The sequence below is a fragment of the Myroides sp. ZB35 genome (genome assembly GCF_001865835.1).
Classification (GTDB): Bacteria; Bacteroidota; Bacteroidia; order Flavobacteriales; family Flavobacteriaceae; genus Flavobacterium; species Flavobacterium odoratimimum.
On record NZ_CP017769.1, the window covers coordinates 3,207,240 to 3,232,532 of the forward strand.

General features: G+C 31.8%; 15 protein-coding genes and 1 other RNA gene. 3 read left to right on the forward strand and 13 right to left on the reverse strand.

The features are described 5' to 3' along the window. Nucleotides 1–129: 129 nt before the first annotated feature. From BK054_RS14265 to ssrA, 9 genes are all read right to left on the reverse strand, one after another. Nucleotides 130–2,088, reverse strand: coding sequence for an OmpA family protein (locus tag BK054_RS14265; protein ID WP_006258802.1), 1,959 nt, complete (start codon nucleotides 2,086–2,088; stop codon nucleotides 130–132). Nucleotides 2,089–2,117: 29 nt separating this feature from the next. Then, complete coding sequence (locus tag BK054_RS14270) at nucleotides 2,118–3,050, reverse strand: type IX secretion system membrane protein PorP/SprF (RefSeq protein ID WP_006258801.1); 933 nt, start codon at nucleotides 3,048–3,050, stop codon at nucleotides 2,118–2,120. A gap of 8 nt (nucleotides 3,051–3,058) precedes the next feature. Continuing rightward, a complete protein-coding gene (locus tag BK054_RS14275; protein WP_071307390.1) occupies nucleotides 3,059–4,351 on the reverse strand; it encodes a gliding motility-associated C-terminal domain-containing protein in 1,293 nt (430 codons plus the stop codon). A gap of 16 nt (nucleotides 4,352–4,367) precedes the next feature. Continuing rightward, on the reverse strand, nucleotides 4,368–6,905 hold the full coding sequence (locus tag BK054_RS14280; protein WP_232234285.1) for a hypothetical protein: 2,538 nt from the start codon (nucleotides 6,903–6,905) through the stop codon (nucleotides 4,368–4,370). 10 nt (nucleotides 6,906–6,915) lie between these two features. After that, nucleotides 6,916–7,422: a hypothetical protein gene (locus BK054_RS14285; protein ID WP_006265340.1), complete on the reverse strand. Its 507-nt coding sequence runs from the start codon at nucleotides 7,420–7,422 to the stop codon at nucleotides 6,916–6,918. Nucleotides 7,423–7,424: 2 nt separating this feature from the next. Beyond that, the gene (locus tag BK054_RS14290; protein ID WP_071307391.1) at nucleotides 7,425–13,973 is read right to left on the reverse strand and encodes a beta strand repeat-containing protein; all 6,549 of its coding nucleotides are present in this window, start codon (nucleotides 13,971–13,973) and stop codon (nucleotides 7,425–7,427) included. A 422-nt stretch (nucleotides 13,974–14,395) separates the two neighbouring features. After that, complete coding sequence (locus BK054_RS14295) at nucleotides 14,396–15,502, reverse strand: helix-turn-helix domain-containing protein (RefSeq protein ID WP_006265344.1); 1,107 nt, start codon at nucleotides 15,500–15,502, stop codon at nucleotides 14,396–14,398. Nucleotides 15,503–15,549: 47 nt separating this feature from the next. Then, nucleotides 15,550–16,125, reverse strand: a complete 576-nt coding sequence (locus BK054_RS14300) for a hypothetical protein (protein WP_006260367.1) — start codon at nucleotides 16,123–16,125, stop codon at nucleotides 15,550–15,552. Nucleotides 16,126–16,845: 720 nt separating this feature from the next. Continuing rightward, nucleotides 16,846–17,244, reverse strand: a transfer-messenger RNA (tmRNA) gene (ssrA, locus tag BK054_RS14305). Between the two features lie 220 nt (nucleotides 17,245–17,464). On the opposite strand from ssrA, the gene BK054_RS14310 reads away from it, so the two are divergent. Together BK054_RS14310 and tnpA are read left to right on the forward strand one after the other, a co-directional pair. After that, nucleotides 17,465–18,673, forward strand: coding sequence for an NAD(P)-dependent oxidoreductase (locus tag BK054_RS14310; RefSeq protein WP_006260370.1), 1,209 nt, complete (start codon nucleotides 17,465–17,467; stop codon nucleotides 18,671–18,673). 132 nt (nucleotides 18,674–18,805) lie between these two features. Next, complete coding sequence (gene tnpA / locus BK054_RS14315; RefSeq protein ID WP_006265345.1) at nucleotides 18,806–19,237, forward strand: IS200/IS605 family transposase; 432 nt, start codon at nucleotides 18,806–18,808, stop codon at nucleotides 19,235–19,237. Nucleotides 19,238–19,301: 64 nt separating this feature from the next. Here tnpA and BK054_RS14320 read toward each other — a convergent pair whose 3' ends face one another. From BK054_RS14320 to BK054_RS14335, 4 genes are all read right to left on the reverse strand, one after another. After that, complete coding sequence (locus tag BK054_RS14320; RefSeq protein ID WP_006265346.1) at nucleotides 19,302–20,837, reverse strand: serine hydrolase domain-containing protein; 1,536 nt, start codon at nucleotides 20,835–20,837, stop codon at nucleotides 19,302–19,304. A gap of 320 nt (nucleotides 20,838–21,157) precedes the next feature. After that, nucleotides 21,158–22,006 carry an aldo/keto reductase gene (locus BK054_RS14325; protein ID WP_036497016.1) on the reverse strand — a complete coding sequence of 283 codons (849 nt, stop codon included), beginning with the start codon at nucleotides 22,004–22,006 and terminating at the stop codon, nucleotides 21,158–21,160. A gap of 323 nt (nucleotides 22,007–22,329) precedes the next feature. After that, nucleotides 22,330–23,130 (reverse strand): helix-turn-helix domain-containing protein, encoded by an 801-nt coding sequence (locus BK054_RS14330; protein WP_006265348.1) that lies wholly within the window; start codon nucleotides 23,128–23,130, stop codon nucleotides 22,330–22,332. Between the two features lie 73 nt (nucleotides 23,131–23,203). Beyond that, nucleotides 23,204–24,325: a hypothetical protein gene (locus BK054_RS14335; RefSeq protein WP_006263631.1), complete on the reverse strand. Its 1,122-nt coding sequence runs from the start codon at nucleotides 24,323–24,325 to the stop codon at nucleotides 23,204–23,206. A 101-nt stretch (nucleotides 24,326–24,426) separates the two neighbouring features. On the opposite strand from BK054_RS14335, the gene BK054_RS14340 reads away from it, so the two are divergent. After that, nucleotides 24,427–24,903, forward strand: a complete 477-nt coding sequence (locus tag BK054_RS14340) for a GNAT family N-acetyltransferase (protein WP_006260375.1) — start codon at nucleotides 24,427–24,429, stop codon at nucleotides 24,901–24,903. Nucleotides 24,904–25,293: the final 390 nt, after the last annotated feature.

The window sequence follows — 25,293 nt, forward strand, 5'->3', positions numbered from 1 at the left end:
GCTCCCTTCACAGGGAGCTTCTTAGGCTAATACTGTTGTTTTAGATCCAACAGTGGGGATCGGTCGAAAAAAAAAATTGATTTGTTGTTTTATTAAACTACGTATTCAAAAATTGATATTTTAAAAAGTCTAGAGTTCGATAATTATAAACTCGCTACGTCTATTTAACTGATGTTCCTCTACAGAACATGGCACTCCATTGCTACACTTATTCTGTAGCTGTGTCTCTCCATATCCTTCTCCTGTAATTCTACTTCTCTCAATGCCTTGATTCACCATCCACTCTACTGTAGACTTAGCTCTGCGATCTGATAACTTAAGGTTGTAGTCATCATTTCCTCTACTGTCAGTATGTGAGCGAACATCTATCTTCATCGTTGGGTATTCTTTTAATACCTCTACTACTTTGATTAGCTCTGCCGCTGCATCTGGGCGAATATTAGATTTGTCAAAGTCGAAGTAAATAGGATTTAGCTTAAGCTTCTTAAATAAGTCATCGTTTACTGTCACTGGTTCTAAAGTCTTCTCTAGTCCGATATCTACTCGTTTTACTCCTTGTTGACGTTCTACGATAAATACAACTTCAACTGTATTATACTCCTCTTTCTCAGCTTTAATACGGTATTTCCCTCCACAATCTAATAAATTAGACAGATAATATCCTTTTGCATCTGTGATTATCGTATCTGTCTGCTGATAAAGAGCATCTGATAAAATCACTCTAGCATTAACTAATGGCTCTTTAGTCACCTTGTCATACACTATTCCTTCAAGGGCTTGCTTACAAGGTTTTTCTTTAAAGAAATAGATATCATCTCCTCCACTAGCCCCTGGTCTATTAGAACTTATAAATCCCTTGTGAGATTTGCTGTCTATATACAAACCGAAATCGTCAGATGGACTGTTAATTGGCGTTCCCATATTAGCAACTTGACCAATGCTTCCATCTACATTAATCTTAGCTACAAACATATCTAATCCTCCTAATCCAGGATGACCATCTGATGCAAAAAACAAGAAGTAGTCCTCTGATATAAATGGAAAGGTTTCTCTACCTGCTGTATTTACTTTAGCACCGATATTCTCTACATTGCCATACTCCCCTGTAGGATAAATAGCTACTCTAAAGATATCTGATTGCCCCAATGTTCCTTTTCTGTCTGAAGAAAAATAAAGCCACTTACCATCCGGTGTCAAACTAGGATGGGCTGTATTGAAATAATCCGAGTTAAACGGAAGTTCCAATACTTGTCCCCACAAGCCATCCGCGCCTTTAGTGGCTTTATATATTTTTAATAAAGATGATTTGTCCTTATTGTTTCTTCTCTTTCCCTTTTCACTAGAGTTATTTCTAGTAAAGTACATCGTATTACCATCCTTTGTAAAGACAGCTGTTGCATCATTTACTCTAGAACTTATCTCTTTAGCGAACTGCTTAGGCTCTGAGAAAGTCCCATCAACGTTAATCGTACTACTGTACAAGGCTGTAAAACTCTCATTAGTCCACTCATGAATAGCCTTATCTACTTCTTGATTACGAGCTGATGTAAAAATTAATTCATTGCCTAATATAGCAGCTCCATAATCCGAAAACTCTGTATTAATACTCAAAGCCTTTATATTATACAAATCTTGTTTGTCTTCTATCTTTTGCAAGTAATCCTTATTCTCTTGAAAAAGTTGTGCTCTAGAATCGTTTGCCTCTAATTTAGAGAATTCCTCCATTTTTTGCTTAGACTTGTCATAACTCTCAACAGATTTAAGCGTCTGTGCATAACGATAGTAATATTCTGATGGAATTGGCTCTTTTCCTTTATCGCCATACTCTCCATCAAATAGTGTTTCATACCACTTATTAGCCTCAGGTAACTTTCCATTAAAATAATAAGCATCGGCTAACTTCTTTAGCATATCTGCATTAGTATATCCCTTATTTGCGATGCGCTCATAAATCTTAATTGCATCTACATAAGCCTGAGTTTGATATTCCTTATTCGCTTTCTTCTCTGCTACTTTCTGTCCATAAGTACTAATACCTACGAAAAGCAACATTGTCAATAAGCTTATTTTTAATAGCTGTTTTTTCATAGTTTCTCTTTCTTTATAGCTAATTTTCCTTAGAAGAATCGCGGTGCATTAATTGTACTACGACGATTAAATAGTTCAAATCTTAAGAAGATTTCGTGTGATCCTGAGTTATAACGTTGAAGAGCAGTAGTCTCAAAGTCATAAGAATATCCTACAAATAGATTTTCATTGACTTGGAATCCTGCCAAGGCGCTCACTGAAGCATCCCAACGATAAGCTCCTCCTAAAGTAAATTTATCATAGAATAAAAAGTTAGCTGTTAAATCAACCTGTAATGGTGCTCCACTTACTGCCTTAACTAAAGCTGCTGGCTTAATTAACAAGTTCTCACTCACATCGAATACATATCCTCCCATTAAGTAGAAGTGCATCTTCTGACGCATCGTCGTGATGTCGTTATCATCATAGCGATCCGTAGTTAAGAAGTTCGGAACTGATAACCCTACATAAGCTTTATCAGAGTATAAATAAACCCCTGCTCCAATATTAGGATTAAACTTATTATTAATATTCTCTTGACTTACAGGATCAGTAGGATTATGTATGTTAAGCTTTGTATAATCAACACTTAATAGATTAGCAGTCGCTTTTAACCCGAATGCTAATTTATAATCAGCGTTTAAGTCAATAGCATAAGCTAAATCTACAGAGATATTATTCTCATCCATCGCTCCTAGACGATCATTGGTAAAGTTCACTCCTAGTCCTAATCCACTTTCTCCAAGAGGTGTAGACACAGACACATTTGCTGTCTTAGGTGCTCCATCTAGCCCTACCCACTGTGTTCTATACATCCCAAACACGTTTAATGTCCCACGACTTCCTGCATAAGCTGGGTTGATCATATTAGTATTATACATATATTGGGTATACTGTGGATCTTGCTGAGCTTGCATAGTTTGGAAGCAGCCTATTAGCAATAGACTGATTCCAAATTTCTTTATATTTTGTTGAATACTCATAACTCTTTTTACTTATTACTTTCTAAATGTAGATAACCCGATTTCTTAATCATACGAGAGCCACTAGCGTCTTTATACTCATAACTTACGATGTAGAAATAAGTACCTGTAGGTAATTTCTCCCCTTTATTTATAGTAACACGTCCATCAGAGTATCCTCTAAACACATTACCTGCACTGTCATAACTCTTCGTATCATATACCTTAACTCCCCAACGGTTATAAATCTCTACTGTATTATTAGGGAATCTGTTGATATTATCTATAATAAAGTAATCATTCTTACCATCTCCATCAGGAGAAACAAGGTTATAAATAACGATATTTCCGTCTAAGATTAGATCTGTGTTCACAGTAGCTAATGTAAAGAATCCGTACCCTTTAACACTAGTAGGTGTAGTGATCTCTTTTTTCTCTAGATCCACTACTCCTCCTTCGTCTACCCAAAGCTGTTGCTTAGCATCCCATCGTACGATGTGTAATTCTTTCTCTGGGTTCACTAATAACTCTTTTGGTGTAGTACGCTCATCCCAACTTAACGTCAGCATGATATCTCCTTTGCTGTTATCACTTCCTTTATCTACTGTCCAGTACTCGCGCTCATCTAATAAATTAATCACTCCTGACTTTGCACTACGCGCTCTAAAGAAGTTCTTATCGTCTAAATTATACTTCCCTTCATACGCATCCTTTACATGCTCAGGAGCAGTGATTCTAGCATAACGGTATAGTCCTTTATCTCCTTTAGGGTATTGGAATTCCTCATTACCTATCTTCTCTACATAGCCTTCTGCATGGCTTTTATCTGTTGGATGAAGTGCTTTCGCTCCTTGGTGGAAGGTTAGCATCCCTGCTAGTGAATCTACCTTAATAATACCATCTTTAAAGTCTACACTACCTCTTACGTTAGCCTCGTTCTTTAGGTCAAAGGCCATGTCTTTAGTTGAATTGTCTAGTACTACATTAAAGAAATTAGAAGGTTGGCTTCCTGTGATATGTTGAGCTCCTTTTGCTTCTTCAAAAGGAGTGAACACAGCTTTAGAACCTTTGGCGTTAGTGCTGTGATCATATATATTGTCATTGTTAAAGTTGCTGTAGTAATAAACCGTTCCATCATTCTTTACATACCCTTCTTTTGTATTGTCAAAATCATAGATAGTAGACATGACTCCTCCTTCGGCTATCGAAATCTTTCCTTGGTTTACCATTACTTGGTCTTTCTTAGCTTGCTGGGCTACTACTGTAGCTGGCAATGCTAAACCTAATAAAGCAACTGATTTATATAATTTTCTTGATTTCATAGTTTTTATTTTATAATTAATTAGCTACTGCTTGATTTAACAACATCGGATTAGTAACAGCAGAACAATCATTTACTTTGATCTCAAACTCATTTGATGTGTCTGAACATTGATTGTTAGTTACATTTAATCGAATGCGTAAACCATTTAATTCTTTACTAGCATGACTAACTTTAATTGTTTTTCCCTCAAGAATAATTCTATTTGAAAAAGTAGTATTATCTAATTCTTTCCAATTTGTTGTTCCAGTTGTAGTGTATTCCCATTTATAATTTGAAACATTTGTAGTTATAGATACTTTAGCAGAGTCAAAGTTTTCACAAATCACAATATTGTCAATATCCTTACTTACCTCTGGCAAGGCATTAATCACAATAGTAAATTCTTTTTTAGGACCTATACATCCATCTTTTCCCTCTGCTACAAAATATTTATAAGTACCTACAGCAGTTGGACTAGGAACATCTGATAATTCAACTTGATTACTATCAAAATAAACCAATTCATAACCTTTATCTTTTCCTGTAGCAGATAACTCATTTTCTAATACTAAAGGCTCTCCAAAACATAACTCTGTATTCTTAGCAATAGGTGAAGTAGTTACTTTTTCAATACTGATTTCTAACCTAGCATAACAACCATCCTCCATATCTGGTACCATCACATAATACATTTTTCTACTGCCATCACTGTTAACTGAAAAATCTCCAGTTACTAAACCATCATTAGATGTATAACTTGTCGGTACTTTACTATAAAACTTAGCTCCAGGAGGATATATATTTATAATTTCACTTCTATCAAATCCTGTTGTTGGTACAGAACAAAAAGCCTTAAATTGCATAATTCCATCTTCTACAGGAGGGTTACAGTTTTGCAAGAAGTCTGTTGTAACACTTATCTTAGAAATAAAATCATCATAAACAGGACCTGCACAAACTCCGTTTCCATAATCTCTCACTAAGTCTGAGTTTACCTTTGATTTTGATGTAGCTCCTTCTCCTGATATTTTACCATTGATCTTTACATCTAATCCACACACATTGGTAGATAACAATACACAATTATCAGATACTCTAAATCTATATTTTAATTGCGCTAACAGCTTTTCTTTTGTTGTATCTAAAGGTAAATTTCCAATATCCCAAACAATTTTACCCCCTGCTGTAACACTTGGATCATTTGTACCTCCAGTAGGGGGTACCCAAGTAACACTTCCTGATGCATCTAGACCTGGCACTATCTCCGCATCTAAGAAATGTAGATTAAAAGGTACAGGTATTTCAATTTTAGAATTATTAACTGCTTCTGTTCCTTTGTTATAAACATCTAGCTCAAATTCAAACTCTTGCCCAGGAGTGATTGTTCCATTATTTAATGGTTTTACACCTCCATAATTAGTTGCTTTATTCTCTCCTACTACATCAGGAACATAAGCATCTACAGCAAACACTATATTAAATATGATGTATGTATCTTGATTTGATCCATATGAAAATGAAGTTGATGACTGATTATTTCCTATGATTTGATTACTAGTATTATTTAACTCAAACATAGAAATATCCATTCCTGTATTATTGATTAAGTTTGGATTTCTTGGGTTTCCTCCTGTATGAATTGAAGAATTAAAAAAGTTATTAGTAGAGTTACCTCCATGGCTTAAGTCTTGATAGCTATTAGAATTTCTTTTTTGAATCTTAAAATAGTCCCCAGAGATATCCTCATCTCCTTCACCCGCCATCATTCCAATTTTTACATTTACATCTCCATTTTGGGTAGCTCTAAAACCACTCACTGGTAAAATAGCTGCACCTGTTCTTTTAACCATATAACCATAACCATCAAAAACAGTAATATCTCTCCACTTCATCGAAGTGTTTTTATAAATAACAACCATTCCCCATCCTCCATAGAATCCAGTTCCTCCTCCTTTCCCTTCTTTTAAGGCAATGTCAGCCACAAAATAATTTGAAGCCCCATGTTCACGAACATAATCAGTTACATCAGCATAAGCCGCATACATAGCTCCTTCTGATGTAGAGGGGTAATATATATCAGTATCTTTTGCTGTTATTTGTATATATGATTGGTTTTTAGCTTTTAACTTAACTTTACGTTTATCCAATCCGTCGAAAGTCAATGGACTATTTGTATTCCTAACATCTATATCATGAGCACGTCCCGTCCAATATAAGCCTGCATATATAATTTCAGTACATTCACCACCTGGTAGAATTAGTTCTGCAGAAGATGAATTTATCGTATTTCGATCATTGTCAATGTCTACATAGATCATCTCATTATTATTTCCCCCTTGCTTTCCACTATTTGCATAATTTTTTAAAGTAAGGTTAGTATTACCAATCATGGTAAAATCTCCTTGCAGATTATAATTCTTTACATTAGTATAAGGCATTGGAGCCTTCGGTGACTCACGTGGTTTAAAATCTTTTACAACTTGTGCATACCCCAAGTTACTTCCTAGTACTAAAAAACTTAATAATAAGAGAGTTGATAGATAAGCACTTATTTTTTTTGAATATTTTTTCATAGCTTTTCCATTAACTTGGTTGATCCATTGTTGAATACAGAATTTCAACATCTTGTTTTTCGTTTAACTTTTGTAATAAATCAATAAACTCTGTTTGAATTAACTCTTTATCTAATTCTCGATATGATCTAATGTAGATGTATTTAAGACTTTCTAATTGAATAATTAAATCTTTGGGAACAACAATTTGCTGCTTTCCATCCCATTTAATATTTATTAAAATAACCTCTTTTAATTTATCTTTATAAACATTGCTTAAACCAATAAAGTCACTAGTGTCTTCAATAGACATTTCAACTATCTCTTTAGAGTTTCCTTGGTGAATTTTAGCTTGCTTATCAAATGCTATAAACATAGAGGTTGGTGCACCATTAGCTAGGTAATTAAGATCATTAGCTTGTGAATCAGTTAATTTAATAAGTTTCTGATTGTATTCGAAAATAGCACTTTGTGCTTGTGCTTTGATTCCAAAGCACAAGCCAAAAGCTATTATTATATATAAAATATTATTTTTCATAATTAATTATCTTCATTAACAGAGAATACAATGTTTATAAAGCTTCCTATATTTACATTAGCGGTATCATTTACTTTATATGTCATTAATCCTTCTGCATTAATACTTACAATAGTAAATACTCCTTCTGTTGCATAAGTCACATGAAAACCTAGCTCTGATGCAGGTAAAACTGGTAAAGCTGATGCTCCAGTACTACTCATTACAGGGCTTCCAAATTGTTTCTTATAAATAGCATACATATCTATTGTACCTGTACGAGTTGTATTATTATATGTAACGCCTTCTTGTTGGGCTTGACTCTCTGCTGTAGGAACCATTACTGAAGGCATATAGAAGAACTTAGGCATCGCTGCTTTTAAAGCTTTTATAACGTCTCCGTTTTTATCTACTGCTAATAAATGCTGAGTAACCCCTTCACTTTCATTAACTGCTTGCGTTTTTTTCTTATCAAGCCCCGTTAAAGCAAGCGTATTATCAGTAGTAGTATTAATAGCTGTTTTTTTAGTTAATAAACCTCCTAATTGGATATTAGTATCTGCTTTAGTAAGTCCATTATTAGCTGTAACTATCTCCCCTACATCAGTCTGGTTTTTCCAAGTAGGAACTCCTGTATTATCTGTAACCAATACTTGATTATTACCTGCATTAGCTATGTCTTCTGGTTTTATCGTTCCGTTTTGGATATGATCTGTTGTAATTTTATTATTAGCAATATTTAGTTTGACATCAGTTAATAATGATTTAGTAGCTGTTGTTGCTATTGCATTACTATCAGTACCTATAACAATTACACCATCTGTTGTTAATGTTTTAGCATCAACTACCTTATCAACTGTTACATCTGGTGTGCCTGGAATCCAAGCTTGTGTTGTTTGGTCATAAATTAAGGTTTGTGCATTAGAAGGTTTAGTATCACTAACTGGCGTACCTTGGATAGCTTGTACTACTGTTTTACCTTCTTTTAGTACAGCATCTCCTTCTAAAATTAACTCTGCCTCTTCTCCATTAACAGAACTTACTATAGCTGTTTCCCTAGTTACAAGGGTATTAGAAGTAGCAGACTTTTTATTAACCCACTTAGTTGTAGCTGTATCTCCTGTTCCTTCTGTTACTAAAATTTGTCCATCTGTTCCTGGTTTAATTTTGTCAGTCGTAATTCCTTTATCTGCAATTTGGATACCGGCATCAGCTAATAACTTATCAGTTCCATTTGCTCCTGTTACAAACTCAAGTCCTCCTGCTAACGATAAATCACCTTTTGTATTATCTACTGTAGTTTTTAACTCTTCTAATGCCTCTTGTACATTTGTTGATGTAAAACCGTTATTACTGTTATCAAAGACAATAGCCTTAGCATTGGTATCAATACTTGTGATTGTATCTCCTTTAGCATTTTTAAAAGTATACACTCCGTCTAATACTTCTACTTTTGTTGTATTAGCATCAATGATAACAACATCTCCTGCTACTGTAGTATGGGTATAGGTACCGTCGTTATTATTTACTAATGTATCACTTGTTCCGTCTAACTTAGTTTTTAACTCTTCTAATGCCTCTTGTACATTTGTTGATGTAAAACCATTAGCGCTGTTGTCAAAAGCAATAGCTTTTGCATTAGTATCAATACTTGTGATTGTATCTCCTTTAGCATTTTTAAAAGTATACACTCCGTCTAATACTTCTACTTTTGTTGTATTAGCATCAATGACAACAACATCTCCTGCTACTGTAGTATGCGTATAGGTACCGTCGTTATTGTTTACTAATGTATCACTTGTCCCGTCTAACTTAGTTTTTAACTCTTCTAATGCCTCTTGTACATTTGTTGATGTAAAACCATTAGTGCTGTTATCAAAGGCAATAGCCTTAGCATTGGTGTCAAACGTTACTGGTGTGCCATCGCCATTGTCATAAGTATAAGTACCATCGTTATTATTGGTTAAGCTTCCTTTAGAAACTGTTCCTAATACTGTATTGTCATCCGATTTTAAAGTAATAGTTCCATCATTATTATCAACTAATGTTACACCTGCACCTGATCCTACTTTACTTAATAACTTATCAATTGCATCTTGTACATTATCTGCTCCTAACTTAGATTTACTATCATCAAAGGCAATAGCTTTTGCATTGGTATCAATAGAAGTGATTGTATCTCCTTTTCCATCTTTGAAAGTATACACTCCGTCTAATACTTCTACTTTTGTTGTATTAGCATCAATGATAACAACATCTCCTGCTACTGTAGTATGCGTATAGGTACCGTCGTTATTGTTTACTAATGTATCACTTGTCCCGTCTAACTTAGTTTTTAACTCTTCTAATGCTTCTTGTACATTTGTTGATGTAAAACCGTTATTACTGTTATCAAAGACAATAGCCTTAGCATTGGTGTCAATACTTGTGATTGTATCGCCTTTAGCATTTTTAAAAGTATATACTCCGTCTAATACTTCTACTTTTGTTGTATTAGCATCAATGACAACAACATCTCCCGCTACTGTAGTATGCGTATAGGTTCCGTCGTTATTGTTTACTAATGTATCACTTGTCCCGTCTAACTTAGTTTTTAACTCTTCTAATGCCTCTTGTACATTTGTTGATGTAAAACCGTTAGTACTGTTATCAAAAGCAATAGCCTTAGCATTGGTGTCAAACGTTACTGGTGTGCCATCGCCATTGTCATAAGTATAAGTACCATCGTTATTATTGGTTAAGCTTCCTTTAGAAACTGTTCCTAATACTGTATTGTCATCTGATTTTAAGGTAATAGTTCCATCATTATTATCAACTAATGTTACACCTGCACCTGATCCTACTTTACTTAATAGATTATCAATTGCATCTTGTACATTATCTGCTCCTAACTTAGATTTACTATCGTCAAAAGCAATTGCTTTTGCATTGGTATCAATAGAAGTGATTGTATCGCCTTTAGCATTTTTAAAAGTATATACTCCGTCTAATACTTCTACTTTTGTTGTATTAGCATCAATGACAACAACATCTCCCGCTACTGTAGTATGCGTATAGGTTCCGTCGTTATTGTTTACTAATGTATCACTTGTCCTGTCTAACTTAGTTTTTAACTCTTCTAATGCCTCTTGTACATTTGTTGATGTAAAACCGTTAGTACTGTTATCAAAAGCAATAGCCTTAGCATTGGTGTCAAACGTTACTGGTGTGCCATCGCCATTGTCATAAGTATAAGTACCATCGTTATTATTGGTTAAGCTTCCTTTAGAAACTGTTCCTAATACTGTATTGTCATCTGATTTTAAGGTAATAGTTCCATCATTATTATCAACTAATGTTACACCTGCACCTGATCCTACTTTACTTAATAGATTATCAATTGCATCTTGTACATTATCTGCTCCTAACTTAGATTTACTATCGTCAAAAGCAATTGCTTTTGCATTGGTATCAATACTTGTGATTGTATCTCCTTTAGCATTTTTAAAAGTATACACTCCGTCTAATACTTCTACTTTTGTTGTATTAGCATCAATGACAACAACATCTCCTGCTACTGTAGTATGCGTATAGGTACCGTCGTTATTGTTTACTAATGTATCACTTGTCCCGTCTAACTTAGTTTTTAACTCTTCTAATGCCTCTTGTACATTTGTTGATGTAAAACCATTAGTGCTGTTATCAAAGGCAATAGCCTTAGCATTGGTGTCAATTTCTCCTATGACATCTCCTTGTGAGTTTTTAAACTCATATTTATTTGTAGTTGTATTTAAAGATACAGATACTTCTTTTGGATCAATTGTTACTCCTGTCTCTCCTAATTTTGGTTGACCATCAGCACCGATTTGACTCTCATTATAATAAGTAAAGGTCCCATTCGTATTTGGAATCAATAGAGTTACAGTCTCATTACCTTTTACTACTTCATCTAATGTTTTATAAATAACATTCCCTTGATCATCTGCTACACCTACACGATTATTTTCTCCTGTACCTGCATTTAATTTATCTGATGTAACTGCTTTATTACCTAATTTTTCATTAGTTATTCCTTCGTCTGCTACTTGAATAGTAACATCAGCTAATAATGCCTTAATCCCAGTGGTTTTAGCCAAAAATTCTAAACCACCAGACACTACCAAATCTCCTGTGGTACCAGCTACTTCTGTAATTTTATCTAATAATTTCTCTATAGCTTCTTGAACATTTGTTACTCCAAGATTTGTAGTATTATCATTATAAACAATTGCATTTGCATTTGCATCAATCTCTCCTATAACATCTCCTTGTGAGTTTTTAAACTCATATTTATTTGTAGTTGTATTTAAGGATACAGATACTTCTTTTGGATCAATTGTTACTCCTGTCTCTCCTAATTTTGGTTGACCATCAGCACCGATTTGACTCTCGTTATAATAAGTAAAGGTTCCATTGGTATTTGGAACTAATAAAGTTATAGTCTCATTCCCCTTAACAATAGTACTGAACTTTGAATTATCAACATTCTCAAACTTCTGAGTTACTTTATTCCACTCTTGGAAAATAACATCACCTGTTGTTTGGTCATAAACAATCTTAGTAAACCCTCCTTTACTCTCTGTGACATACTTGATATAATCATTGATTGTATTAAAGGTACGACCATCTACTTCTACTGGTTGTTTTACAATTGTTTCAAATTGATTTACAACACTTGATGGAATATCTACAAGTGTAGTGGTTCCGTCTTCACTTGTGTAGGTGTAAGTTCCATCTTGATTGTCCACTAAAGTAGTTATAGTCTCATTTCCCTTAACAATAGTGCTGAACTTTGAATTATCAACATTCTCAAACTTCTGAGTTACTTTATTCCACTCTTGGAAAATAACATCACCTGTTGTTTGGTCATAAACAATCTTAGTAAACCCTCCTTTACTCTCTGTGACATACTTGATATAATCATTGATTGTATTAAAGGTACGACCATCTACTTCTACTGGTTGTTTTACAATTGTTTCAAATTGATTTACAACACTTGATGGAATATCTACAAGTGTAGTGGTTCCGTCTTCACTTGTGTAGGTGTAAGTTCCATCTTGATTGTCCACTAAAGTAGTTATAGTCTCATTTCCCTTAACAATAGTGCTGAACTTTGAATTATCAACATTCTCAAACTTCTGAGTTACTTCATTCCACTCTTGGAAAATAACATCACCTGTTGTTTGGTCATAAACAATCTTAGTAAACCCTCCTTTACTCTCTGTGACATACTTGATATAATCATTGATTGTATTAAAGGTACGACCATCTACTTCTACTGGTTGTTTTACAATTGTTTCAAATTGATTTACAACACTTGATGGAATATCTACAAGTGTAGTGGTTCCGTCTTCACTTGTGTAGGTGTAAGTTCCATCTTGATTGTCCACTAAAGTAGTTATAGTCTCATTTCCCTTAACAATAGTGCTGAACTTTGAATTATCAACATTCTCAAACTTCTGAGTTACTTCATTCCACTCTTGGAAAATAACATCACCTGTTGTTTGATCATAAACAATCTTAGTAAACCCTCCTTTACTCTCTGTGACATACTTGATATAATCATTGATTGTATTAAAGGTACGACCATCTACTGTAATAGGTCCTTTAGTAACTATCTCTTCAAAATTATTAATTACGCCCCCAACAACATCAATAGCATAAATTCCTTTAGATAAATTTAAAGGATCAACATTAGAAGGAATAATATCATTATTAGCAATCAAGTATTCTTCTGAAACATAATACTGCTTATTAGCTACAGTAATAATCGCAGTTTTACTCTCATTTGCAGTAATTACTTCTTTAATAGAAACTTCTTTCCTTTCTCCTTCTTTAGTTACATATGTAAGTTTATCACCATCATAATAAACATTTCCTCCTACATACGTTCCATCTAAATAATTTGTGATATGTTCTTGAACAGTTTTATTATTAATAATATCACCAAACTTATTAATAACTGTTTCTTTTATTTTTATACGAACTCCTTCTCCAATAATATTTCCATTGCGATCTACTGAATTTTCATTATAATAAATATAGTCTCCAGTTTTTTCGTCATGTACTATTGTAGTTAATTTCTCTTTGATTTCTTGTTTGATAATTTTGTCTCCATCTTTTACATAGGTATAAAACTTATCTCCTTCATAAATAACATTACCTTCAGTGTTTTTTATAATATTTTTGATGATATTTTTTACCTTATCACCATCCATATTTACAATTTCTTCAAAATTGTTTACTACAATTTGTGGAATATCTTTATCAGCTGTTAAGCGTGACCATTTATCTATATCCCAATAGTAGTAACCTGGAGTAATATCGCCTTGTTTTTTTGTCGCATAGACTAATAAACTTTGCACATTGCCATTTCTAATTGTAACCTTATCCTTTGTGCTTTCCAATGCAACATTAGGAATTAATAAACCACGGTCTTTTGATTCAATTAATAATTCTGCAGATTTATTAGGAGTTGCTGTACCAATTCCTACTTGGGCATTAATAGCAAAAGTTCCCAATAAAAGTGCAACAGGGAGTAATCTCTTTTTCATATATTTTAATATTGATTATAGATACTTTATGAAATATCCTTTTAAAAAAACATAGTCAAAACTACTATTACTCAACGTTAAATACGGTATATAATAATCGCAATACGTGACTAACAAAGAGTTGTATCGCATATTTAACACACCTATTTTTTTATGATACTTTATTAATATTATAAAATTAATTAGTTGAAATCAGATAAAATAGGGCTTAGAGTATATCAAGATATGTAAGTAAAACAAAATCGATAGCACAAAATACCTAAGTAAAAAAGGACATAATAGGTATTATTAAATCGATATAAAATAATTATTATTTAATAATATTTCATTTTGAAACAATTTTATTAGAATTTGAAACAAAATTCAAGTACTATTTTATCAAAAAAACAAAGATTAAACTTCAAACTATTCTAAATTGTAGTTTATTTCTTCAATAACTCTGAAGGAGGAAAACCATAAACATTTACAAAAGACCTATAAAATGTTACTCTTGAGTTAAAACCTGATAGCAAAGCCCATTTCTCTATACTCAATTCCTCATGATTATAATCATGTAAAGTAATAACAGCATATTCAATCCTAATACGATTTATATACTGATTAAAATTAGAGGCCTCACTACTTTTAAAAAAAGAAGATAGTCTAGTCTTAGGAATATTAGTGACCTTAGATAGCCTATTTAAACTTAAATTAGGATCTAAAAATAAACGATTTTCAATCAGTTTTTCATTTAATACTAAACTTATATATTGAAAATCATCTTCTTTATTCTCTTCAGTCACATCTTCCTCTTTTACAGTTTCTACAATTCCCTCTTTTTCCTCATCTATATCAACACATTCATATTCTACTTCCACTACACTAATCTTTAAGTCTATAGTAGAAGGCTGTAAGCTTAGTAGTTTATTAGTATTCTTTACTTTTATATTTAATAGTTTACCTATTAAATAGATACAACTAGAAATAATAAGAATTAAAGTACAACCTAGATAAATAAACAAAGGGTTTACATCAAAACCTCTTTCTTTAAAATCTGGTAACATCATAATAGATTCAAAAAAGAAAACTATGAGAAAAACAACTATAATACTCTCATTTCTTATAAGTACAGAAGTCTGCACAAGAAGATAGTAACATACTAAAACATATAAAACTCCAAGAATAACACTAACAATAGCACTGTAATAATTAAATATCTTTATCTGTTCTATCTCTTCACTTATATAATAGGAATAGCCAATAATATAGATAAATGATAATAAGCTGACAATGTATTGTAAATAAAACAAGTACTTTGATCTATCAAATAGTACATAGAAAAAAATAGGTCCATTAAATAAATTTAATAAAATGGATATACAAAAGAATTCAGCTGTAGAAAGATAATTGTAAAGTAGCCCAACCAAAAAGTTAATAGACAATAAAATGCTAACTTCTACTAATCTTTTTTCATATTGGACAAAGAATTTAATTCTCTTTATCAAAACAATATAAACAACAGCTATAACAAGGAATATAAAATAAAACATATAATAAATTATTGTAACTAATCTTATTTTTTAATAGATAACCTACATTAAAATACTCTTGTTGAATTATTTTCTTTTTTATACGAAATAAAATAGATTAAAATGCTAATAATAAATACTGTAAAAGCTATAATCTCAATTAAAATTGATGATTTAGCAGCAAATACTTCTAAGTCTTCAATATAATATTTAAGTATAAAGACTTGAGAAACTAAAAAAATTACTTTAAGAGTAAACAAGAAGAAAACAACATTTAATAACTCTCTAAAACCAATAAAAAGATTGAGAATATTAGCTTTATTAATCAAAACAAATAAACTAAAGATTACTGTATAAAATATAAAAACAGTAAATTCTAACCATGGTTGAAAGTTTAAAAAAAAAGTAAAACAAACAAGTGCATTTAATATTAAGAGCATTTTAACTTCATGTCCAAACACATTCTTATTTTTCTTAGCATAAACATTTAGTATAATGAAAAGAGAAATAAAAGGTAAGAAACTAAACTTGCTGTCTTGTTTTATAAGTTTAAATAAACCAATAGATAAAGCAGCTAGTGAATAAACTAAATTTATAAAAATCAAACTAAATCTAGTCTTAAAAAATATAAGTTCGTTTTTCATAAAATCTCTTTTTAATAGCACTACAAAGTATGTGAATTTTACACAAAAAACATTAAGAATAATCGCATTTAATGAATTAAATATTTTATATACACATATTTTTCCTTATAAATATCTTAAAAAAGTAGATTAAAAAAACATTATATATTTAATAGAATAAATCCTTAAAATAAAACCACATTGAAATAAGGAAAAAACTATAAAAGTGTAAATAATGTTAATTTAATTTTTTAACATATCTCTATCTACTTGTAACTACACAATCAGATGATCCTAATAAATTGAAACGTTATAGAATGTACTAAAAGTGACTATATACAACATCTATTAACTAAAAATAATCCATATCTGAAAAAGATCATGTATCAAGTATGATAGTTGTAAAAAATATAATTCATAATAATGATACAAACTTAACTTGAACATTAAATCATACATACTTTTTAATGAGCTTAAATTATACTAACTCTGTAAGAAAAAATAAGTTCAATCTAATTTCTGATCTTATAAAATAGTATTGTATAATCTTTAGGTACTAGTTTAAACAATTCATCATTCTATATCCGAAACTCTTTAAGTTTATAAGTAATTCAAATATGATATCTTTTAATAAAATTGGTTAAACATTTAAAATAAATCTAATATCTAAAATACAGTTTTTAGTATCTATTGAATACAAAAAAAGCCTAACTATTTAAAAGTAAATAGTTAGGCTTTTTTCTGTGGAGTCGCCGAGAATCGAACTCGGGTCCAAACAAGCAATCAGGAAGCTTTCTACACGCTTAGTTTTTTATTAGATTTTCGACCGTTGGCTTGGCAAAAAACAGCCACCAAAAGCTTAGTTCCTAAGATTTCGAAATGCTAGCGAAACAATAGACATCTCTAGGTTTACTTTACGGTTCCCCTTAACAAAGCGCCATAAACCAAGGCTCTTTAGGAGAATTCAGCTCTTCCACCTGGTGGAAACTAAAGGCAATCTTACTATAATTCAGATTAAGCAGCTAAAGCGTAGTTATTTTCGCCGTTTAAAAAGTTCGTTAGATGATATTTACGAGCAATCTAACAACGCTCGACGTGCTTACTAACTAATTCCACTCGCTGTCAATACCGATCGACCCCAATGATTGCCTTAGTTAGCAATGAAATGCAAAAGTACAATTTATTTTTAAAAAATCAAACAAATACTATTTCTTCCTCTTAGAATATTCACATACTGTATTTTATTCGTCAATACTTATTAAAAACTGTATATAATTCTAAAATTATGATTCAAAATAGTTGTGTGAGTCCGAAATAATTCTATATTTGAAAAACCAACCAAAAAACAAACAAACAAATTATGAAATTAGGAATTATTAAGGAGCGTAAATCGCCTCCTGATAGGAGAGTTGTGCTTTGTCCTAAGCAGGTAAAAAAAGCTTTAGACAAATATAACGAGCTGTCTATTAAGATAGAACATTCAGACATTAGAATTTTTAAAGATGAAAACTATGCTTCTGAAGGATTAGAACTATCAAGTGATATGACAGACTGTGATCTTCTCCTTGGGGTAAAAGAAATTCCTGTTGATTACCTTATACCAAATAAAACTTATGTCTTTTTTTCGCACACAATAAAAAAACAAGAACATAATCGCAAGCTCTTACAAGCTTGTTTAGAAAAGAACATTACATTAATGGATCACGAGACATTTGTAGACGGAAAAAACACTAGAATTATTGGCTTTGGTAGATATGCAGGTATAGTAGGTGCATACAATACGCTAAGAGGCTTTGGGTTAAAATATGAATTATTCGAATTAGCCAAGGCTGAAACCTTACTTCACAAAGAAGATTTAATCTATCGATTAAAAAAACAGTACTTCCCTCCTATTAAGATAGTTGTAACTGGAACTGGAAAGGTAGCACATGGTATTATGGAAATACTAGACGGGATGAAAATGAAGAAGGTTTCTAAAGAACACTTCTTAACCCAAAAGTATGATAGACCTGTATACACACAGATAGGTGTTGAAGACTATTACAAAAGAATAGATGGGACTGAAGGAAACAAACAAGATTTTTATGACCATCCTGAACTATACACTAGTGACTTCGATAGATTTACTCGTGTAGCAGATATCCTGATGACTGGGCACTTCTTTAAAAAAGGAGCTCCTGTTATCTTGACAAAAGAGATGCTAAATTCTCCTTTTAATCAAATTAAAGTAATTGGTGATATCTCATGCGATGTAGATCATGGCCCTATAGCCTCTACATTGAAAGCATCTACTATAGCAGAGCCATTCTATGGATATCATCCAGGGAAAGGTACAGAAGTAGAATTTGACCATCCTGCAGCAATAACAGTGATGGCTATTGATAATTTGCCTTGTGAATTACCCAAAGATGCTAGTGAAGGATTTGGTGAAGTATTTGTAGAACAAGTATTACCTGCCTTCTTTAATGGAGATAAAGATAAAATACTAGAAAGAGCTACTATTACTAAAGGTGGTAAACTAACAGATAGATTTAGTTATTTACAAGACTTCGTAGATAATAAAGAATAAATAGGAAAGGCTATCAGAATAATGATAGCCTTTTTTAGTAAAGAATACTTTTTATTGGTTGCAGACTGTAGTTAAAACTATGCACTTTAGTGCATTTAGCTTTCAGCTTCTAAAAATGTTTATCTTTGATATATGGAATATCAACGAACCGGAGGACATAGTGTATCACGTTTAACTGCCCATATAGTATGGGTGACTAAATATCGTTATCCAGTATTGGAAGGAGATATTCAGATACGTTGTCGTAGTCTGATCATTCAGATTTGTGAAGCAGAAGATATTCAAATTTTAAAAGGTGTAGTATCAAAGGACCATGTTCATCTTCATATAGAATATCGACCATCTCAAAACATAAGCAATATTGTCAAACTCTTCAAGGGTCGTACCTCAAGGAAATTACAAATAGAATTTCCTGAGTTGAAGCACAGATACTGGGGACGTCACTTTTGGGCAATAGACTTTGGTTGTTGGAGTACAGGAAATATTACTGATGAAATGCTAAATCAATATCTTGAACACCATCGTAAATCAAATGATAACGGAGGTAACTTTATACTTGAGTAAGTAGCTCCACCCAGGCAGACTTTAGTCTGCTTTAACAAACTATGGACTTTCAGTCCATAGTGGTTTATTTAAGTAATTGTATTTTAATTAGCATTTCTTGTGCATTCTTATTCTCAGCATCTAGCTCTAGCGATTTCTGGTAACTCAATAAAGACATTTTATAATCCTTCATTAGAAAGTAAGCTTCTCCTAAGCTATCGTATAAATTAGCATTATTAGTATCATACTGAATCGCTAATTCAAATACCTTTATTGCCTTATCAATCTCTTTTCTCTTCAGAAAGTTATATCCTAAATTATTTAAATAGAATGACCCTGAGAGATAATGTTCTTTATCTGCTTTTAACGTTTTATACTTCTCTAAAGCTAAACTAAAGTTATTTTTAAACTCTTTTTCTAGCAGGGATACTAGGTTTATCTTAGGATAAGTAATTAATGCTGTTTCTATTTTATTATACAATTCTAACCAATCATCTTGTGCAGCATCCGAAGTATTATTCATCATTATTATCATTCCATAACGTGAATCTGGACAAACAAGAATACCACTTTGTACCCCTATTGACGTTCCTGTCTTTCCATAATAAGCACCTTCCTTCAGACCGTATCCCACATCCCAGAAATATCCTTTATCATCACCGTCTTCTTCTTCTTTAAATAATAATCGAGAGGCTTCCTTTATAAAAGGTTGATTGCTTTGTAACTGAAACTTCATAAACTTAGTTAAGTCAGGTAAACTACTTATCATACCATATGATCCACCTAATAGAGGATTTCTTAGTAAAGGAGCTACTTCCCCATTTTCGTTATAACTTATGGCTAATTGTTTCTTATACCTATCATACTCATTTAAAGAAGTCTGCTTCAAGTTAAGCTCATCCAGCAACTCCTGTAATAGCTCTTTATAAGGCTTGTGATATACCTGCTCTAAAATATAAGTAACTAATTCTGGTCCTACTGAGTTATAGTCGTAGAATGTACCTGGTTTCTTATCTAATTTGACTGTTTTTAATTCTTCTAATAGATCAGACATCGTATAACTAAATGGTCTATTTTCATAATATCCCTCTCTCGTCTTCTTATATATTTCATCTAACTCTTTAGGAGCTCTATCTTGAAGCCCCAAAGTATGTGTTACTAAATTCTGAATGGTAATAGGAGTTCCTTCAAACTGCAAATTTGGATAATCTCCTTTTAAATAAGTTCTGATATCATCATTTAGTGTAATCTTTTGCTCTAGAACCGCTTTAGCGACTAAAGAGCCTGCAAAAACTTTAGAAATAGAAGCAATCTCATAGAGTGTATTATCACTAGGTCGTTGTTTGGACTCTTTATCTAATTCTCCATAATACTGCTGATAAACCTCTCCATCTCTATAAATGGCAATCGCTAATGAGTTGACATTACCTTTCTGAAGAGTGCTCTCAGCATATTGATCTATGATCAGACATAGTTCTTTAAAAGATTTATCTACTCCCTTTTCTTGTGATAATTGTTGAATATTATAGTATTTCCCATTTCTATCTTTATATACATCATTTGCCATTCCTGTAAAAGAAATAAACAAAAACGATAATGGAATAATTAATTTATAGTTCATATTAAGAAGGATTAGGTACTTATATTTTAAAGCACTATAATACGATTTATTTTTTATTAACTAACAAATAATCACTCCTTTCCCCTTCATATAGAACGAACAAAGCCTATAAACACACTCTGTGCCTATAGGCTTTGTTTAACCCAGATTAAGCGATAGACATATAAACGAAAAGTAATTATACAAAATAGCTCTGAATTTAAGAAAAAAGCATACAGTAGTATGGTTTTAGAACAAATGAAAGAGATATGAAGTAGAATTGCTTTGCAGTATTTGGCTAATGCTTAATCTGGGTTTAAAATACTTGATTCGTTTTGATATTAAACTACATAGTCAGGCCATTCATTAGGCACTTCACCACTGAATCCCATTTTAGGTAAATTATTTATTTGATCCATATCTTGATCACTTAACTCAAAATCAAAAATATTCATATTATCAATAATTCTTTCTAGAGTATTAGACTTCGGTATTGCTATTGTATTATGTTGTAAACACCATCTTAAACATACCTGAGAGATTGACTTATTATGTTTCTTTGCAATACTGATTAACACCTCATTATTAAACACTTTACCTCTAGCTAATGGTGACCAGGCTTCTATGACAATATTTTTCTTTTCGCAATATGCTTTTAATTCTGGCTGCCAATACCCTAGATGAAATTCTAACTGATTAATAGCAGGGATAACTTTAGCCGTTTCTAATAAAGCCTCTAAGTGCTCTTCCCAAAAGTTACTTACTCCTATTGATTTTATTTTACCTGCAGCTTGTAATTCTTCCATAGCACGCCAAGTATCTGCATTCACTTTTTTCCAATCATCACCGAAGTTTTTATAATTAGCTGGCCAGTGAATTAAATAAAGATCGATATAATCAAGACCTAGTTTCTCTAACGAAATATCAAGTGCCTTTTTAGTCTCTTCATATCCCATATTCTCTCTCCATACTTTTGTAGTCACAAAGATATCTTCTCTAGGAACACCACTCTCTTTTATACCTTGCCCTACTTCTTCTTCATTCTGATATATAGCAGCTGTATCTAGTAAGCGATATCCTTTATCTAAAGCATTTTTTACTGCTAAAACCCCTTCTGTTTTAGTTGCTTTGTAAGTTCCAAATCCGATTGACGGAATTAGATTCCCATCATTAAGTTTTATTTTATTCATCATGTTTTCTTTTAAATAAATTATTCCAAGTGAACTCCTCTAAAGATAATATAAAAAGTCTTTTTTCGGAAAAACAGAAATTAACTTTAGAAGTAAGATAGGTATATCTTTATAGGTCAATTATAAGGTGCCATTCTTATAAATGACGCTGTGAATATTCACTATAAATTACTTCAATTTATATCTCTAGGTAGTTTTAAAAATTGGAATTATGTAAAAGTAAAGGACTGTATTTTTAACCAATTATAAAATGGATATTAAACAGAATTTAATGGATTATTATAAGATACTCCTCCATATCTAATACTTAGACGAATACAAGTTTATTCCTCTGATTTAAATAGAGGGAAGTTAATCAATTGTTCATCAGAGGATTTTATAAATTCCTTTGGGCTAACCCCTGTAAACTCTTTAAACTCCCTTATATAATGAGATTGATCATAATAATCACTCTGATAAGAAAGTGTCGTTAAGTTCTTAAACTTACTCTCTCTTAACAAATCAAGGCTAGACTGAAATCGCATAATTCTTGAAAACAACTTAGGAGACATTCCTATATATTGTTTTACAAGCCGTTCTAATGTTCTCTCAGAAATATTTATTTCATCTTGTATTTCTTTTAATGACTTTCCCTTTTGTAATAATAGAGAGATATAATCTATCTTTTTATTCTCAAATCTATTATACTGAATCTGCTCTAGAAGAAAAGAAGATAATAAACCTATTTTCTCCTCAATAGTATCCGTGTGTACTAGTTGTTCTAAAAGCGTATTAGGGACAATGTCTTCTAAGGCTATATTTTTATTACTAAATTCAATAGCATCATATTTAAATAACGCCTTTAAAGCTGTAGGTTCTAGATATGCTCCGATTATCCTAAAACTCCCCTCTACACTCTGATCTGTAAACTGACTAAACTGTCCATAGACATAGAGTTGTGGAGCTACTTGATGATATTGATCTAAAAATAAGTTAGGCCTATCTTGATAGATTAAAGTGGGTATACCATCAGGAAGTATCTTAAAAGTTTGTTTTTCTGCCTTATCATTTGAGTTTTCTAATACCCAAAAATAACGGACATAATCTCGTAAGGGCAATATTGGGAGGATCTCTCGATAATGCATAACTAAATCTTATTATTACATCAAAGATACTATATTTTTAGACCTTTAATTTCTTCTTTTATATCAAAGTAATTTATAAGAATTTTTCACTCTCCGTCAACTCAGGAATATAGATTAAAAAATCATTCCCTTTTACAATTCTTAGTAAAGTCTGATCTCCTATTTTTAGTTTGCCTTGAGAAATTGCTTTTTGCAAAGGCTTAAGATCAAAACAATACCAATCATTAGTAGTCACAACACCTAAGAAAGAACTGTATAATTTAAGATCATCCATAGTTTCAGCTGCAGTCTTTCCTATCAGTATTATGTGTAGAGATGTTCTAAAGTTAGCGTCTTCTATATTAAATACTAGATTACCTATATCATATATCTCCATTAAACTTTCTCCTTTAGGGGTATGAACTGCTCCAAACTTAAAAAGGTTTTTCTTACTTGACCAATGTGGAAGTGCTTCTAGTAATTGATGCTTCATTACTTGTATTCTTAAGTGATGTTTACCTCCTAAATAAATCTCTCTACTTAACTTTATTGCTTCTAGGTGCTCTTGCTCCTTTGAAGATAGTTTAGTATTAAGTAATAGATTACTCTTTTCTATAAAATCTTCTGAAAATAGATAGGTATCCTCTTCTAAAGCTAATTTATTTGATGTATCTAACATGTGAGAAAGAACTTTAGCAGTCTCTTTATTCTTTGTCTGCTCTTTTAAATAAGAGATAATCAACCTATCAGCATCTAAATAAACTTGTTCTAAACCATATGTTCTTATCCCTTTTTCAACAATTTTTTTATAGAGATAGAAGTCCTTTTTTCTCTCTAAAAATGAAAAAGTAGAACTGTACTCCTTAATAAATTGCTCAAGTTTCTTTTGAGATAATGTCTTAATCTTATTTTCGATAATACCATTTGAATAAGGATCTATCTCCTGAAAGTAGATATCAAATTTAACTGCATCAATTACAGCATTGACAAAATAAGGTACCTCATTTGTAAAGTGAGTTTCCCCAATCAATACAGAATTAGCTTTGCTCATTTCCGTTACTAAAGCATGCCAACCTTGTCCTTTAAAAGACTCTTTCTCAGCTTCTATATTAAAAGTTGAATAGTTCTTTAATATAATACTATCCATTAATTGTTCTTGGCTAAAAATAGCATTAGTCAAAAAAAAGCAGACTACTATAAATAAATACTTTCTCATTTATATTCTTATATACTCATAAAGAAAACGTTTTCCTCTTAAACTAACAATAAAAAAACAAAAATATTATTCTAAATTGCTTGGCTTAAATTGACAAGAATATGATAACGATACAACCTTATGATCCTAAATACTTTGATGAACTAACTTCTTATGAATTAGACGAGCAACAAGCTACGTTTGCTCTTGTGCCAAAGTATATGCTGACTAATCCTGATATTATGGAGAATACAATGCGTACTCAATATTGTATCTTATCTGATGATACCCCAGTAGGCCTATTCTCTTTAGACCTATCTGATGATCGTTTGATATATACAGAGAATAAAGATTCTATTTTACTACGCGCATTATCTATCATGCCTAATCAACAGGGCAAAGGAATAGCTAAAGTTACTATGCTTCTATTACCTGACTTAGTAAGAGAATATTATCCTACTGTAAATGAAATAGTCTTTGGGGTTAACTATGAGAACGCTCTCGCTTATAATCTATACTTAAAAACGGGTTATGAAGATTCTGGAAGAACGTATCAAGGCATTAAAGGCCCTCAACACTGTATGACTAAAAGTATATAGCCTTTTAAAAACTATACAGTTCTAGTAGGTCGAGACAACTTTTCATAGCAGTGAGTCCGTAGTGAGTCCGTTATGAGTCTGTAATGACTCCGTTAAATATGCTATTTTAACGGAGTCATTACAGACTTAATGCTGACAGAGTATAAACCTATTTACAATTAGATCCAATCAGAAGTACATAAGCTATAGGATAACTAAAAAAGAGCTAACTTGTTTAATTAATAAGCTAGCCATTATCCCTTTATTGAATACTAAAAAGTAAATTATTTCTTTTAAATTTAATTTAGAACACTAGTCGCCTTAAAAAGTAATTTATAGTTTATTTCTTTCTTTTAAAGGTGATTTTTATTGTCTATTTAGCTAAAAAAAGAAGAGCAATACTCTTCTTTT